This window comes from Agrobacterium tumefaciens (assembly GCF_005221385.1).
In the GTDB taxonomy this organism is placed as follows: Bacteria; Pseudomonadota; Alphaproteobacteria; order Rhizobiales; family Rhizobiaceae; genus Agrobacterium; species Agrobacterium tomkonis.
The window spans coordinates 1,060,848-1,076,759 of the sequence record NZ_CP039904.1 but is presented as its reverse complement, the minus strand read 5'-3'; the positions used below and the strand labels follow the sequence as shown (position 1 = coordinate 1,076,759).

General features: G+C 57.3%; 11 protein-coding genes. 8 read left to right on the top strand and 3 right to left on the bottom strand.

Annotated elements, in window-relative coordinates:
- The first annotated feature begins 307 nt into the window (after window positions 1–307).
- The 7 genes from CFBP6623_RS20145 to CFBP6623_RS20115 all read left to right on the top strand — a co-directional run bounded on the left by CFBP6623_RS20145 (window position 308) and on the right by CFBP6623_RS20115 (window position 9,103).
- Window positions 308–1,576, top strand: a complete 1,269-nt coding sequence (locus CFBP6623_RS20145) for a sugar ABC transporter substrate-binding protein (RefSeq protein ID WP_046801947.1) — start codon at window positions 308–310, stop codon at window positions 1,574–1,576.
- 12 nt (window positions 1,577–1,588) lie between these two features.
- Window positions 1,589–2,677 carry a carbohydrate ABC transporter permease gene (locus tag CFBP6623_RS20140; protein WP_046801946.1) on the top strand — a complete coding sequence of 363 codons (1,089 nt, stop codon included), beginning with the start codon at window positions 1,589–1,591 and terminating at the stop codon, window positions 2,675–2,677.
- Window positions 2,677–3,555 carry a carbohydrate ABC transporter permease gene (locus CFBP6623_RS20135; RefSeq protein WP_046801997.1) on the top strand — a complete coding sequence of 293 codons (879 nt, stop codon included), beginning with the start codon at window positions 2,677–2,679 and terminating at the stop codon, window positions 3,553–3,555. The genes CFBP6623_RS20140 and CFBP6623_RS20135 overlap by 1 nt, the downstream gene beginning before the upstream one ends.
- Window positions 3,556–3,794: 239 nt before the next feature.
- Complete coding sequence (locus CFBP6623_RS20130) at window positions 3,795–5,390, top strand: peptide ABC transporter substrate-binding protein (RefSeq protein ID WP_046801945.1); 1,596 nt, start codon at window positions 3,795–3,797, stop codon at window positions 5,388–5,390.
- Between the two features lie 54 nt (window positions 5,391–5,444).
- Window positions 5,445–6,368, top strand: a complete 924-nt coding sequence (gene oppB, locus CFBP6623_RS20125; RefSeq protein ID WP_035265000.1) for an oligopeptide ABC transporter permease OppB — start codon at window positions 5,445–5,447, stop codon at window positions 6,366–6,368.
- Window positions 6,361–7,491, top strand: coding sequence for an ABC transporter permease (locus CFBP6623_RS20120; protein ID WP_046801944.1), 1,131 nt, complete (start codon window positions 6,361–6,363; stop codon window positions 7,489–7,491). Before oppB ends, CFBP6623_RS20120 begins: the two co-directional genes overlap by 8 nt.
- Window position 7,492: 1 nt before the next feature.
- The gene (locus tag CFBP6623_RS20115) at window positions 7,493–9,103 is read left to right on the top strand and encodes an ABC transporter ATP-binding protein (protein ID WP_046801943.1); all 1,611 of its coding nucleotides are present in this window, start codon (window positions 7,493–7,495) and stop codon (window positions 9,101–9,103) included.
- A 129-nt stretch (window positions 9,104–9,232) separates the two neighbouring features.
- Here CFBP6623_RS20115 and CFBP6623_RS20110 read toward each other — a convergent pair whose 3' ends face one another.
- From CFBP6623_RS20110 to CFBP6623_RS20100, 3 genes are all read right to left on the bottom strand, one after another.
- Entirely contained in the window at window positions 9,233–12,388 is a 3,156-nt protein-coding gene (locus CFBP6623_RS20110) for an efflux RND transporter permease subunit (protein ID WP_046801942.1), read from the bottom strand.
- A gap of 4 nt (window positions 12,389–12,392) precedes the next feature.
- Window positions 12,393–13,532 carry an efflux RND transporter periplasmic adaptor subunit gene (locus CFBP6623_RS20105; RefSeq protein ID WP_046801996.1) on the bottom strand — a complete coding sequence of 380 codons (1,140 nt, stop codon included), beginning with the start codon at window positions 13,530–13,532 and terminating at the stop codon, window positions 12,393–12,395.
- 104 nt (window positions 13,533–13,636) lie between these two features.
- Window positions 13,637–14,191, bottom strand: coding sequence for a TetR/AcrR family transcriptional regulator (locus CFBP6623_RS20100; protein WP_046801941.1), 555 nt, complete (start codon window positions 14,189–14,191; stop codon window positions 13,637–13,639).
- 103 nt (window positions 14,192–14,294) lie between these two features.
- Here CFBP6623_RS20100 and CFBP6623_RS20095 point away from each other — a divergent pair, with 103 nt between their 5' ends.
- A complete protein-coding gene (locus CFBP6623_RS20095) occupies window positions 14,295–15,788 on the top strand; it encodes an MFS transporter (RefSeq protein WP_046801940.1) in 1,494 nt (497 codons plus the stop codon).
- Window positions 15,789–15,912 lie beyond the last annotated feature (124 nt).

The window sequence follows — 15,912 nt, the reverse complement described above, 5'->3', positions numbered from 1 at the left end:
CTTGATCAGCCATTGCGCCAATTCCGCATCATCTTCGACCAAAAGGATTTTCAACCGCACCTCCCCGCGCCCGAGCAACCCCGCTGGGCAGTTGCAATATCATTCCTTTAGCAAGGGCTCAGTCAAGTTCACTGCCCTTGCTTAAGGACGCGTGGGCATTTTCCGCCTGCATTTCAGCCGGGTTCGTATTGCTGCTCGAAGTTCCATCTATTCGCGCTCTTACAAAAGATGCACCGCCAGAATGCAGATTTTCTTCGGAACAATCTTTGGATGGTGAAGTTACCCTTCTTCAGGAGGAGGACAATCCATGACCACCAAAGCCATTTTTGCGGGCGCATTCAGTGCCCTCTCGTTGTTTTTTTCCACTGCGGCACTGGCGCAGACCGACCTGACGATGTGGTATCACGGCGCGGGCAATGTTGAAGAACGCAAGATATTGGCCGGCATCATCGAGGATTTCAATTCGTCTCAGTCAGACTGGCGGGTCTCGCTTCAGGAGTTCCCGCAGAGTGCCTATAACGAGTCCGTCACCGCCGCAGCACTTTCCAACAAGCTGCCCGACATTCTGGATGTCGATGGGCCGAACATGCCGAACTGGGCGTGGTCGGGTTATTTGCAGCCACTGCAGATCGATGAGGCAAAGCTTGCAAATTTCCTGCCAGGTGCGGTGGGCAAGTGGGGAGACAAGCTCTATTCCGTCGGCCTGTGGGATGCAGCCGTCGCCATATTCGCCCGCAAATCGGTTCTCGATGAAAACGGCATTCGCATTCCAACACTGGAAAAGGCATGGACCGGCGAGGAGTTCGATGCGGCGCTTGAGAAGCTCGCGGCCAGCGGCAAGTTCGAATATGCGATCGACCTTGGCATGGCCGACAAAACCGAATGGTACAGCTATGCCTTCAGCCCGTTTCTGGAGAGCTTCGGCGGCAGCCTGATCGACAAGAAAAATTATCAAACCGCCGAGAACTTCCTCAACGGAGACAGTGCCGTCAAGTTCGGAGAATGGTGGCAGTCTCTTTTCGAAAAGAAGCTGGCGCCCGGAACGTCACAATCGCCCGCCGACCATGAAACCGGCTTTCTGGAAGGTCGTCACGCCTTGCAATGGATGGGCAACTGGGTTGCGGTGAAGGCGCTTGAGAAATATGGCGACGACCTGCTGTTTCTGCCGGCGCCTGATTTCGGGCAGGGTCCGAAGATCGGCGCCGGATCCTGGCAGTTTGGTGTGTCGGCCACCAGCAAACATCCGGAAGGCGCATCCGCCTTCATCGAATTCGCCATACAGGACAAATATCTCGCGCAGTTCTCCGATGCGATCGGCCTCATCCCGGCCACCTCCTCGGCGGCCCAGATGACGAAGAATTACAAGCAGGGCGGCCCGCTCGAAATTTTCTTCGATCTGTCCAAGCGCCAGGGAACGTTGCGTCCGGTCACTCCGGCTTACGCCTTCATCTCGCCGGTCTTTTCCAAGGCGCTTTCCGACATTGCCAATGGTGCGGATGTTGCCGATACGCTGGACAACGCAACGGATGAGATAAACAACAACATTGAGCGCAATTCCGGTTACCAACCCAAATAGGGGTCGTGACCGATGGCGTTCTTTTCTTCAAAGGGGAAACTCACCCGAGACGGCTTCACGGGCTGGATCATGGCTGCACCGGCGATGATGCTGATCGGGCTGTTCCTGATCACGCCCTTCCTGCTGGGGCTCGGGTTTTCCTTCACCAACCAGCGGCTGACATCTCCCAATCCGACCGAGTTTGTCGGCGTTGAAAATTACACCCGGCTGCTGGGTATCGGCGTGCTGACGCTCGAACCGGAAAAAGAGGCGGACGGCAGCATCAGCCGGGATGTGGATGGCGCCATCTCCTATCCGAGAATTCGCAATTTCACCCGCAACAACCCTGATTATCCCCACCTGGAAGGAATGCGGGAATATAAGAGCTTCACCTGGGGCGAGAACCAGATCGTCATTCTGGCAAGTGATGTCGTATTCCTGACAGCTCTCGTGAACACGCTTTCCTTCGTGGTCGTCGTCGCGCCGGTTCAGGCTGCGCTGGCGTTGTTTCTTGCCCTGTTGGTGAACCAGAAAATCCCCGGCGTCACGATTTTCCGCGCAATCTACTTCATGCCTGTCGTGCTGTCGGTGGTGGTGGTGGCGCTGCTCTGGCGATTTATCTATGCGGCCGATAACGGGCTCCTGAACAGTCTCTTGAGTTACATGAGCTTCGGGCTCTTCCAGCCTGTCGACTGGCTGGGCAGAACTGATACCGCCTTATGGGCCATTCTGGTGATGTCGGTCTGGCAGGGCGTTGGGTTCCACATGGTCATATGGCTCTCCGGTCTGCAAACCATCTCTCCGGATCTCTACGAGGCAGCTGACATCGAAGGAGCGAGCCGCTGGCAGAGGTTCAGCATGATAACCTGGCCGCTGCTGCGCAACACAGCCGTGCTGATTATCATCGTCATCACCATGCAGGCTTTTGCGCTTTTCGCGCAGATCGATGTGATGACTAAAGGCGGACCTCGCGATTCCACTCAGAGCATCGTCTACCAGGCGGTTGAGCGAGGATACCGCCAACAGGACATCGCAGCAGGTTCCGCAATCTCGGTCGTCCTGTTCCTGCTCGTTCTGTGCATTTCCTTGACCCAGCGGTACATGACAAGGGAGAAGCAATGATGCAGGCCGGACAACGCAAAAGCCTCGCTTTTCTCATCGGCAACTATGTGCTCATGCTCGCCTTCGCGGCGATCTTCATTTTACCGCTGTTGTTCATGGGGTTCTCGTCGCTGAAACCAAACGACCAATTGCTGAGTGACGCCACGTCGATAAGAGCCTTCCTGCCGGTGGGACATCTCTCGCTTGAAAACTACACGGCAGCTTTCGCCCGGGCGCCGATTGCAACCTTCATATTCAATTCGGTTCTGGTCACGGGCGTTACCGTGTTTCTCGCCCTGCTTTTTGGCTCGCTTGCCGCCTTCGCCTTCACCTTTTTAAACTGGCGCGGGAAGGATGTTTTATTTTCGATCATCCTCGCCACGCTCATCATTCCCTTTGAGACAATTGCCGTGCCGCTGCTGCTGGAAGTCAACAATCTGCCATGGATTGGCAGCGGTGGGTTTACCTGGGGGTGGCTCAACTCCTGGCACGTGCAGATCATTCCGTGGATCGCAGACGGGCTGACGATTTTCCTCTTCGTGCAATATTTCAAGGATCTGCCGAAAGAATTGCTGGAGGCGGCGCGCATCGACGGCGCCAGCTGGCTACGAATTTATGCCCAGGTTGTTATGCCGCTCAGCGGCCCGGTCATCGCAACGGCTGCGATCCTGAAGTTTCTCGTCATGTACAGCCAGCAATACCTATGGCCGCTTCTCGTGACCCAGTCCGAGGCATACAGACCCGTAATGGTGGGGCTGCAATATTTCTTCCAGCTCAACACGCCATGGGGTGAAGTCATGGCCTATCTCACGATCATCACCCTACCGGTACTGATCTTTTATCTCTGCCTGCAGAGGCTGTTCATCTCCAGTATCGCGGCAAGCGGAATAAAGGGATAGGGCATCGACCAGATTTCGACGTGAACCGCTCGGCCGCCAGAAGGCCATTCGCTGTGGGACAACGTGGCGCAGGATGGCTTCAGCCGAAGTGTTTTATAAGAAACCGTCGGGTCTAGCGCGGACATGTCAACTTAAGTGAAACTTGTGGTTTCTACATCAACTCACAATTTATTGTGGTTGCACTCCGGAGCAATTTGGCCTTGTTTGTGGACTCAAAATATTCACGGGGAAAGAAAACAATGTCGATAAAAACAACAGCTCGCACCACTCTGCTGGTAGGATCATTACTGATTGGCGCCAGTTCCGCGCTTGCAGAAACAGTTCTGCATCGTGGCAATGCCGGCGAACCGCAGACGCTCGATCAGGCACAGACCTCCATCAACATCGAAGCCTTTATCCTGAAAGACCTTTATGAAGGTCTCACCATTTACGATGCCGCCGGCAAGATCGTTCCCGGTACGGCGGAAAGCTGGACGCTGTCTGAGGATGGCACCGTCTACACGTTCAAACTGCGTGCGGATGCGAAGTGGTCGGATGGCACCCCGGTAACGGCCGGAGATTTTGTTTTCTCCTACCAGCGCGTCGAAGATCCGAAGACCGCCGCAAAATATGCAAATATTCTTTACCCGATCAAAAACGCCGAAAAGATCAACAAAGGCGAGGTTCCGGTTGAGCAGCTTGGCGTCAAGGCGGTGGATGACAAGACCCTTGAGATCACACTCGAGCGCCCGACACCATTCTTCCTTGAACTCCTTTCTCACCAGGCGGCTTTGCCAATCTCCAAGGCGAGTTACGAAAAGAACGGCACCGACTTCGTAAAGCCCGGTGTCATGGTTTCGAATGGTGCTTACAAGCTCGAAGCGCATGTTCCAAACGACAGCTTGACGGTCGTCAAGAACACCAGTTTCTGGGATGCGCCCAACACCAAGATCGACAAGGTCATCTTCTACCCGATCGATGACCAGGCCGCATCCGTTCGTCGTTTCGAAGCAAAGGAAATGGACCTCGCCTATAACTTTTCCGCGGATCAGATCGACCGTCTGCGCAAGGCCTATGGCGAACAGGTTCACGTTTCGCCGACGCTTGCGACCTATTACTACACCTTCGATACCCGCGAAGCGCCTTATAACGACGTCCGTGTCCGCCAGGCGCTCTCCATGGCAGTGGATCGCGATTTCCTCGCCAAGGAAATCTATAGCGGTTCTCAGATTCCGGCCTATTCCATGGTTCCTCCGGGCATGGATTCCTACAAAGAGCCGGCAAAGGCCGACTTTGCCACGCTGTCTCAGCTTGACCGTGAAGACGAAGCCCTCAAGCTCATGAAGGAGGCTGGTTACGGTGAAGGCGGCAAGCCGCTTTCCATCGAAATCCGTTACAATACCAACCCGAACCATGAACGCGTTGCGACGGCTATCGCTGATATGTGGAAGAACACCTTCGGCGCAAAGGTGTCGCTGGTGAACCTCGACGTCGCCTCGCACTATGGCTACCTTCAGGAAGGCGGCAAATTCAACGTGGCGCGTGCCGGATGGGTTGCTGACTATGCCGATGCCGAAAACTTCCTGGCGCTTTCGGTATCCTCCAACAAGACCTTCAACTATTCCAAGTTCAACAACGCCGAATATGACGCGCTGATGCAGAAGTCCTATGACGAGAAGGATCCTGCCGCTCGCTCCAAGCTGCTGCATGAGGCAGAAACCATCCTCATGAAGGAACAGCCGGTTGTTCCGCTTCTGACGCAGGCCGATCTTTGGCTGGTTTCCAACCGCGTCAAGGGTTGGGTCGACAATGCTGCTAACGCACACCTCAGCCGCTTCCTGAGCGTTTCCGAATAAGCAGCGTCGGCACGGTGGCTGACACCACCGTGCCATGCCGGAGCCCGAAAAAGCATGATCTCGTTTATCCTGCGCCGTTTGGCGAGTGCGGTGCCGACTTTGTTTATCGTCGTCACGATTTCGTTTTTCCTGATGCGTTTCGCACCGGGCGGACCGTTCAATCTTGAACGTCCCCTGCCGCCGCAGACGATGGAAAACCTGATGAGAACCTATCATCTGGATGAGCCGTTGTGGCGCCAGTATCTCATCTATCTCGGCAATGCCGTCACCGGCGATTTCGGTCCGAGCTACGTCTACAAGGACAATACCGTCGCGCAATTGATCGGCAAAGGTCTGCCTTATTCGCTGGAACTCGGCAGCTATGCTCTTTTGCTGGCGCTTGTGGGTGGCGTTCTCGCCGGCACTCTGGCCGCGCTAAGGCAGAATAGTGCCTTCGATTTTTCGATCATGTCGATTTCGACGGTTGGCGTTACAGTGCCGAACTTCGTTGTCGCACCTGTTCTCACGCTTGTCTTTGCCGTCATACTCGGGCTTCTACCCGCCGGCAGCTGGGGTGACGGATCGCTGCGATATCTCATCCTCCCGATGATCGCGCTCGCTTTACCGCAGCTTGCGGTTATCGCGCGCCTGACACGCGGTGCGATGATCGAGGCTTTGCGGATGGACCACATCCGCACCGCCAAGGCTTATGGCCTTCCAGCGCGCAACGTGGTGGTATTCCACGCCATGCGCGCGGCGATGCTTCCGGTCGTTTCCTATCTGGCTCCCTGCGCCGCAGCGCTGTTGACGGGTTCGGCGGTCATCGAGACGATTTTCACTATTCCGGGTGTCGGCCGCTACTTCGTTCTTGGCGCGATCAATCGTGACTATACTCTGGTGATGGGAACCGTCGTTCTCGTCGCCATTTTTGTCATCCTGTTCAATCTCGTGGTCGATATTCTCTACGGCCTGCTCGATCCGAGGGTCAGACATGACTGATATCCCGGGCAATATTGCCCCTCAACCATTGGTGAAAAGCCGAAGCCTGTTCCAGCTGGCAGCCCTGCGTTTCAGACGAAACAAGGCCGCCATGGCAGGTTCCGTCATGCTGCTGCTGATCACGCTTTTCTCATTCATCGGCCCGCATTTCCTCACACACACCTATGATCAGGTGTTTTCGTCCTATGTCTCCGTCCCGCCAAGCCTTGAGCCCCGCCCGGATGTGAACAACCTGCAAGGCGTGATGGAAGGCGTTGCCAACCGGGCGCGCGTCGAGCTGAAGGAATTTTCAGTCGAAGGACAGACCTTCACGGCAACCGTCACCTCCACCAGTCCGATTGACCCGCGCACGACACGGTATTTCGACCGCGCCAACGAATTCGAAAACACAAAGGTCGTCGCCACCGAAGATGAAGGCCGAACGCTAAAGCTGGAAGGCGACGTCAATCGCGAATACTTCTTTTTCGGCACCGATTCCAACGGTCGCGACATGCTGGCGCGCGTGATGCTGGGTGGGCAAATCTCGATCGCCGTCGGCGTTCTGGCCAGCCTCGTTTCGCTCGGCATCGGCGTTCTTTACGGCGCAACCGCGGGGTATATAGGCGGGCGTGTCGACAATGTGATGATGCGTTTCGTGGAAATCCTCTATTCGCTGCCCTTCGTCTTTCTGGTGGTCGTCCTCGTGGTCTTTTTCGGCCGCAGCTTCATCCTGATCTTCCTGGTCATCGGTGCCGTGGAATGGCTGGATATGGCGCGTATCGTCCGTGGCCAGACGCTTGCCTTGAAACGGCGGGAATTTGTGGGCGCCGCACAGGCTTTGGGTTTGAGCGACTGGCAGATCATCCGCCGCCATATCATTCCCAATACGATCGGGCCCGTCGTCGTGTTCGTCACGGTCGTCGTGCCCAAGGTCATTCTTCTGGAAAGCTTCCTTTCTTTCCTCGGCCTTGGCGTGCAGGCGCCGCTGACAAGCTGGGGGGCGCTGATTTCCGAAGGCGCAAACAATATCCAGTCAGCCCCGTGGCTCCTGATATTCCCGGCGATCTTCTTCGTTCTGACCCTGTTTTCGCTGAATTTCGTGGGTGACGGGTTGCGTGATGCACTCGATCCCAAGGATCGTTGACATGAATACGACATCTGAAACCATCCTCACCGTCCGCAATCTCAAGGTCGACTTCACCACGCCTGACGGCACGGTGAGTGCCGTCAAGGGCATCGATCTTGACGTCAAACAGGGGGAAACGCTTGCCGTTGTCGGAGAATCCGGTTCCGGCAAAAGCCAGACCATGATGGGCATCATGGGGCTGCTTGCATCCAACGGCGTTATCGAGGGTTCGGCAAAATATCGTGGACGCGAGTTGATCGGCCTGCCGGTCAGCGAGCTGAACAATATCCGGGGTGCGAAAATCACCATGATTTTCCAGGAGCCGATGACCTCGCTCGATCCTCTCTACAGGATCGGCGCGCAAATCGCCGAACCGATCATTTACCATAGGGGTGGCAGCAAAAAGGAGGCGCGTGCCCGCGTTCTCGAACTCCTGAAGCTCGTGGGAATTCCTGAGCCGGAGCGGCGCATAGACAGCTACCCGCATGAACTTTCCGGCGGTCAGCGCCAGCGCGCCATGATTGCCATGGCTCTCGCAAACGAGCCGGACATTTTGATTGCGGATGAACCGACCACTGCGCTTGACGTGACGATCCAGGCACAGATCCTCGACCTTCTGAAATCATTGCAGAAACGCTTCGGCATGGCCGTCGTCCTGATAACGCATGATCTCGGCGTTGTCCGCCATTTCGCCGATCGCGTCGCGGTTATGCGCCGCGGGGAAATCGTCGAATCCGGCACGACGGAAGATATCTTCGATCGCCCGCAGGCTGACTACACCCGGATGCTTCTCGATGCAGAACCCAGCGGGCACAAGTTGCCGGTCGGTAAAGAGGCGCCTGTCGTTCTCTCCGGGCGGAACGTGACGGTCGATTATAAAATTCCGGGTGGCTTCCTGTCGAAGTCGAGCAAGTTTCGGGCTGTCGACGACGTCAATCTAAGCCTTCGCCAGGGACAAACCATCGGCATCGTCGGTGAGTCCGGATCAGGCAAGTCCACCCTCGGTCGCGCGCTTCTGCGCCTTGCCCATTCCAAGGGCCGCATTTTCTTCGGCGAGACGGACATCAGTGACCTTGACCGAAAGGCAATGCGGCCATTGCGGCGGCATTTGCAGCTTGTGTTTCAGGATCCCTATGGTTCGCTTTCGCCAAGACAGACCGTCGGAGAGATAATCACTGAAGGTCTGTTCGTGCATGAGCAACGCTTGAGCCGCGCGGAGCGGGACAAAAGGGCAATCGAAGCACTGAAAGAAGTCGGTCTCGATCCAGCCACCCGCAACCGCTACCCGCACGAGTTTTCAGGCGGGCAACGCCAGCGTATCGCAATTGCCCGTGCGATCATCCTCAAGCCTGATGTCGTCATTCTCGATGAACCTACATCCGCGCTGGACCGGTCCGTTCAAGGACAGGTTATCGACCTGCTACGTGATTTGCAGAAGACGCACAGCCTTTCCTACATCTTCATCAGCCACGACCTTTCTGTCATCAAGGCCATTTCGGACTACGTCATCGTCATGAGAAACGGGACGATTGTGGAAGAGGGAGAAACCGACGCCATATTCAACAGGCCAGCCGCTGAATATACCGAAACACTCATCAAATCGGCGTTTTCGGCGGAAGTAGCACCCTAGATTATCACTCGGGCCGGATGCGCGCCCGATCACCTGGGACTGGATTGGAACAGTGGCTCCACCGCCTTTGGGAAAAGGGGGTGGAGCCTTGCGGTGCAGAGGAAGATACACCCCGAACTGCGATTGAGGTTATGTGCTCGAACCGTGAGTGATTGGCACAATCTCGGAACTCGCGGCTGCATCGTCCGCCTCCGGCCGCTTCGTCCTGAACAGTTTCAGCACGAAGACGAAGAAGGCCGGGACAAAGAACACACCAAGGATTGTCGCCGAAATCATGCCGCCCAGAACGGCCGTGCCGATGGCATTCTGGCTGGCGGCACTGGCACCGGAGGCGATTGCCAACGGTACGACGCCGAGCGTGAATGCGAGCGAGGTCATGATGATCGGGCGGAAGCGGAGCTTTGCGGCCTCGATCGCTGATTCCAGCAACGGCTTGCCCTCGGCGTAATTGTCCTTGGCAAATTCGATGATGAGGATCGCGTTCTTTGCCGACAGGCCGATGATCGCGATCAGGCCCACCTTGAAATAGATGTCATTCGGCATTCCGGCGAGCATGACCGCAAGCACGCAACCGATGACACCGAGCGGCACCACGAGCATGACCGAGAACGGGATCGACCAGCTTTCGTAGAGACCTGCGAGAAGCAGGAAGACGAAGAGAAGGCTGATGCCGAACAGGAAGGGCGCCTGTGAACCGGATTTGATTTCCTCGAGCGACTGACCCGTCCACTCGAAGCCGATGCCCTCGGGCATTTCGCCCGCCAGACGTTCCATCTCGGCGATGGCCGCACCCGATGAGTTGCCGGGAGCAGGTTCACCCGAGATGCGTATCGTCGGATAGCCGTTGTAACCAACGATCTGTGGCGAACCCTTCTGCCACTGCGCAATTGCAAAGGACGACAGCGGAACCATTCCGCCGCTGGCATTGCGGACGTTCAGCTTGAGCAAATCTTCGACCTGAAGGCGGCTCTGGTCCTTGGCCTGCACGATGACACGCTGCATGCGGCCGGCATTCGGAAAGTCGTTGATATAGGACGATCCAAGGTTGGCGGTGATCGTGTTGTTGATGTCGGAGAAGGTCACACCGAACGTGTTCGCCTTTTCGCGATCGATCACCAGCAGAACCTGCGCCGCATCCGGAAGGCCTTCCACACGCATGCCGGTCAGCACCGGACTTTGCCCAGCCTTCTGCATCAATTCGGCTCCCGCAGCAGACAGGGCGGCCTGGCCAACACCATTGCGGTCCTGAAGGCGGAATGCGAAACCGCCCGTGGCACCGAAACCTTCGATAGCCGGAGGGGAAAGCGCAAAGCTGGTCGCATCCTTAAGGCCGAACAGCGACATGTTCACGCGGTCTGCAATGGCTTGCGCCGAGTTGTCCGCACCGCGTTCACTCCAGTCCTTGAGAGTGACGAACATCAGCGCGGCGTTGGCGCCGCTACCGGAAAAGCTGAAGCCCTGGATCGCAATGACATCCTTGACGCCGGACTCTGCTTTCAGGATTTCTTCGATCTGCCTGACCGACGCCTGCGTGCGATTGGCGCTGGCTTCCGGCGGCCCCTGAATGTCGACCAGCAATGTTCCCTGGTCTTCCGCGGGCACGAATGCCGAGGGGAGATTGATGAACAGGTAGCCAAGACCAACAACGAGGGCGAGGTAGATCACCATCATCCGGCCGGCGCGCTTTGCCATGCCGTTGGTCACCTTGACGTAGCGGTTTGTCAGGCCGTCGAAATTGCGGTTGAACCAGCCTGCCAACCCCTTTTTCTCGTGATGCCCCTTGGCAATTGGCTTGAGGAAAGTGGCGCAGAGCGCTGGAGTAAGCGACAGCGCCAGAAAAGCGGAAAAGCCGATCGATACGACCATCGTCAGCGAAAACTGGCGATAGATGATGCCGGTCGAACCCGGGAAGAAAGCCATCGGGATGAACACACATGCGAGGACAAGGGTGATCCCGAGGATCGCGCCTGTAATCTGCCCCATCGCCTTGCGGGTTGCGGCCTTGGGTGAGAGGCCTTCCTCAGCCATGATACGTTCAACGTTTTCAACCACTACGATAGCGTCATCGACGAGAATACCGATGGCGAGAACCATTGCGAACATGGTCAGCACGTTGATGGAGAAGCCGGTCGCGAACATGATGGCGCATGTGCCTAACAGCGCAACGGGAACGACCAGAGTCGGGATGACGGTGTAGCGGAAATTCTGCAGGAACACGAACATCACGACGAAGACGAGTACGACGGCTTCGATCAGCGTGCTCAGCACCTTCTCGATGGACGCCGACACGAATGGGCTGGTGTCGTATGGCGTGGCGTATTCAACCCCTTGGGGGAAAAACTGCGACAGCTCGTCCATCTTCGACTTTACGGCGTTCGAAGTCGCTACCGCGTTCCCCGTCGAGGAAAGCTGAATACCAACTGCCGCGCTCGGTTGCCCGTTCAGGCGGCTGGTGAAGTTGTAGTTTTCCGCACCAAGTTCGATCCTGGCGACATCCTTCAGAAGGACTGCGCTGCCATCGGGGTTTGCGCGCAGGATAATTTCGCCGAACGCCCTGGGGTCAGAAAGCTGGCCCTGTACGAGAACCGTGGCGGTCAGATCCTGCGATACCGGGTTTGGGGCAGCGCCAATCTGGCCGGCAGCAACCTGGGCGTTCTGGGCGGTGATGGCGGCATTGATGTCTGCTGCCGTCAGATTCAGGCCGACCATCTTGTCCGGGTCGATCCAGACGCGCATGGCGCGCTGAGCCGCGAACATCTGGGCGCGACCGACGCCATCAAGACGGCGGATTTCACCAAGAACGTTTCGGTTCAGATAATCGCCAAGTGCGACTTCGTCCATGCGACCGTCGGTGGAGGTCAGCGTGATCATCATCAGGAAGCCCGATGCTGCTTCTTCAACGTTGACACCCTGCGAGGTGACCGCAGACGGAAGACGAGACTCCACGCGCCGGATAGCGTTCTGCACGTTGACCGATGCCTGATCGATGTTGGTGCCGGCCTCGAAGGTGGCATTGATGCTGACAGCGCCTGATGTGTCCGAAGTCGATTCGAAATACATCATGTTGGCGACGCCGTTCAGCTCCTCCTCGATCAGCCGCGTCACACCCTGATAGATTTCCTGCGGTGAGGCACCGGGATAGGAGGTGGAAATGGTGAGCTGCGGCGGCGCAACCTTGGGGTATTGCGCAATCGGCAGAAAGGGCAAGGCGATGATGCCCGCTATGGAAATGAACAGGGCGAAGACCCAGGCAAGGATCGGCCTACTGATAAAGAACTGTGCCATTATATTACCTTGAATTTCCCGAGGTGGCGGGAATTACGCCGCCAGATTGCTTGTGTTCGTCCGCCGACCAGGATTCAGAGGCAACCTTGGTGTCCGGCTGAACCTTCTGCACACCATCGACCACGACCTTCTCGCCCTCCTTAAGGCCGCTCTCGACCACCCACTCCTGGCCAAGCGCCTGTCCTAGCTGGACATCCCGGAGCTTCGCAGTGTCATCAGCCTCGACAACGTATACCTGCGCCTTGCCGTCCTGGGTTCTCAGCACGGAACGCTGAGGAATGGTGATTGAGCCCTGACGGACGGCCTGTTCGATGCGCACGCGCACGTACATGCCGGGCAAAAGATCGCCATTCGGGTTCGGAAACTCGGCACGCAATGTCACCTGGCCGGTCGTTGAATCCACGTTGGCGCTGGAAAACAGCAGCTTGCCTTTCCCGCCGTAGACATCACCGCCATCAAAAACCAGCTCTACGCTTGCCTGTCCGGGAGCGGGGCTTGCCAGCTTGCCGTCAGTAACGGCGCGGCGTAGCGCCAGAAGATCCTGCGCGGACTGGGTAAAGTCGGCATAGACAGGATTAATCTGCTGAATCAACGCGAGATTCGATGTGCCGTCCGCGGTAACAAGCGCGCCTTCGGTGACGAGCGCGCCGCCGATGATGCCTGTGATCGGAGCACGAACCTCGGTATATTCGAGATTGATCTTTGCCTCTTCGAGAGAAGCCTGCTGAAGTGCCACATCGGCCTCTGCCTGAGCAAGATTGACGGCCGCGGTGTCATAGTCGATACCGCTGGCAACATTGCGCTCCCGAAGCATCCTCTGCCGTTCCAGCTGGACCTTGGCGTTGTCGCGCGTGGCTTCTGCGCGGCGAAGAGTTGCCTGCGCGCTGGAAACGCGGACTTTGAAGAGACGGGGATCGATCCGATAAAGGACGTCACCCTCCTTCACGAGCGCGCCCTGTTCGAAAACGCGCTCCTGCAAGATACCGGAGACGCGGGCACGCACTTCGGATATCCGGGTGGCGGCCACACGGCCCGGAAGCTCACTGATAACCGGGATCGCATGCGCCTTGAGATCGATGACACCGACGGCGGCGGGCGGCATCTCCCCGCCTTCCTGCGCAAGGGCAGTCGTCGCCGTCAGCATGAGAATCGAGGTTGCAATAAGGCACGCCTTCAGGCGCGGCAGTTGGCTGCAGCGGTACATATTTCTTCCTTGGATCGGCTGTTATTGGGCCCTATGGGCGATGATTACTTCTCGGGATAGGACGTGTAGATCGTTCGCACACCTTCGAGAATTCTGGCTTGATCATTCTGGCTCCACTGGTGGAAACCGAAAAGTTCGGTGAAATAGAAGCCCGAGAGGGCAAGGTAAGCCATCAGGGCCGCTTCGGGACGGGCACCCTCGCCCATGGCCTTGAGGTCTGCCAACGTCCAGTCACGCATCTGCTGCTGGAGCTTCTCCTCGGAGGAAACGGAGGCGCTGATCGCCATGGCAACCGCGCGTTCGGTATCATCCACAACACGTTCGGCGAGCTTGATCCGCCCGAAAAGCTCTGGATGAGGGGTATCGGCAGCATCTTCGACCGATTTTGCCTGCCGCTCCAGTTCCTGCGATATACGGCGGTCGATCAGAGCCTCAAGCAATGCGCTCTTCGACTTGTGATCGTAAACGACGGTGGACTTGCTGACACCGGCCTCCTGGGCGACGGCATCGATTGAAAGCCCGGCGGCGCCGAGCTTCAACACCACGCGCTCGGCGGCATCCAAGATGTCATCTTTCTGAATCCTGCGAATACGACCCACGTCATTCTCCAATTTGTCACTTGATTGTTTTACGAACGATCGTGTATTAATGCAATAGTGAAACGATCGTTCTGATAAAAAATTCGTGTCGCAGGTGTCTCGCATGTCCTCCGCCAATCGTTGGCTTATTCTCTCTGCCGTCATGATGGCCTTTCTGCCCGTCGTGCTCGACCTCACCATTCTCCATATTGCGGTGCCTTCACTGACCATCGCTCTTGGTGCTTCCGGTACCGAGGTGCTCTGGATCATCGACATCTATGCGCTTGTCATGGCCGGTCTGCTGGTGCCGATGGGAACGCTTGCAGACCGCATGGGCTACCGGCGAATGCTTCTGACCGGACTTGTCGTGTTTGGCGGCGCATCGGCTGCGGCCGCATTCTCGACGTCGCCGGCGATGCTGATCGGTTCCCGCGCCGTCCTTGGCGTTGGCGCTTCGATGATCATGCCCTGCGTCCTTGCCATCATTCGCACGACATTCGAGGATGATGGCGAGCGGGCGCGAGCACTCGGTTTGTGGAGTGTCGTCGGCATGGCGGGCGCCGCTATCGGTCCGCTTGTCGGGGGCATCCTGCTCGAGCACTTCTGGTGGGGGTCGGTCTTCCTCGTCAATCTTCCGGTGTTGGCTGTCGTCATCACCCTTGTCTGGTTCCTTGTTCCGAGGAAGGTTGGCACCGGTCTCGGGGCCTGGAATATCGGACAGGCGGCATTGCTGGTCTCGGGTCTGGTTCTGACCGTTTACGGCATCAAGACCGGGATGAAAGGCGGCATCAACGGTACGGTCGCTGCATCACTGTCCGCGGGTATAATTCTGCTCGGCTGGTTTGGCAGGCTGCAAGTCTCGTCCCGCAATCCTATGCTCGACCTGTCGCTCTTCCTCAAACCAGCGATTGCTGCCGGGATGCTGATGGCGTTCGTCGCCTCCGGCGCATTGGCGGGGTTTGAGTTGGTGCTTGCGCAGGAACTCCAGTACGTGCTCGGCATGTCGCCGCTCGATGCCGGTCTGTTCATGCTGCCACTCGTCATTGCGGCGGCCGTGGGTGGTCCACTCGGTGGCAACCTTGCGAATAGATTCGGTCTTCGGCCGATCGCAACCCTCTCGATGATGGGAGCCGCCTCGGCGCTGTTCGGTCTCGCATCCATCGATCTCATCACTTCGCCGCAGATGACGGCGGCGCTTCTGGCGATGCTTGGCCTTTGCCTCGGCATTGGTCTTTTGGCATCGTCCATCGCCATCATGGGAAGCGCGCCAGCGGATAAGGCAGGTGCCGCGGGTGCTCTGGAAAGCACCGGCTACGAACTTGGCGCCGGCATTGGGATCACCTTCTTCGGAGTGCTCGTGAACTCAATCTATTTCTCCGCAGTTTCACGCTCGTTTTCTCCAGCAGCCGACGCAGGTGGATCCATAGGTGAAGCGATGACGGCAGCCGCGCGGTTGGGTGGAGATGAGGCTGAGGCGATACGGACCGCGGCGCGCAGCGCCTTCACTCAGGCGCATGGATCGGTTCTGATTATTACGGGTGCGATGATTGCTGTGCTGGCAGCGGCCGTGTTCGTCGCGCTTCGCGACGTGAAGCGCGGAGGCTATGTCTCTCATTAAGGCTGGAATTGCCTTTTTCCGCCATTCATAGGTGCAAGAGTTAGGCTAGGAACTGTAGAGTGAAGGTTACCGCGCTCGAGACCTCCCGATCTGGTACGACCTACTCTGCGAAAGCCAGAATTTT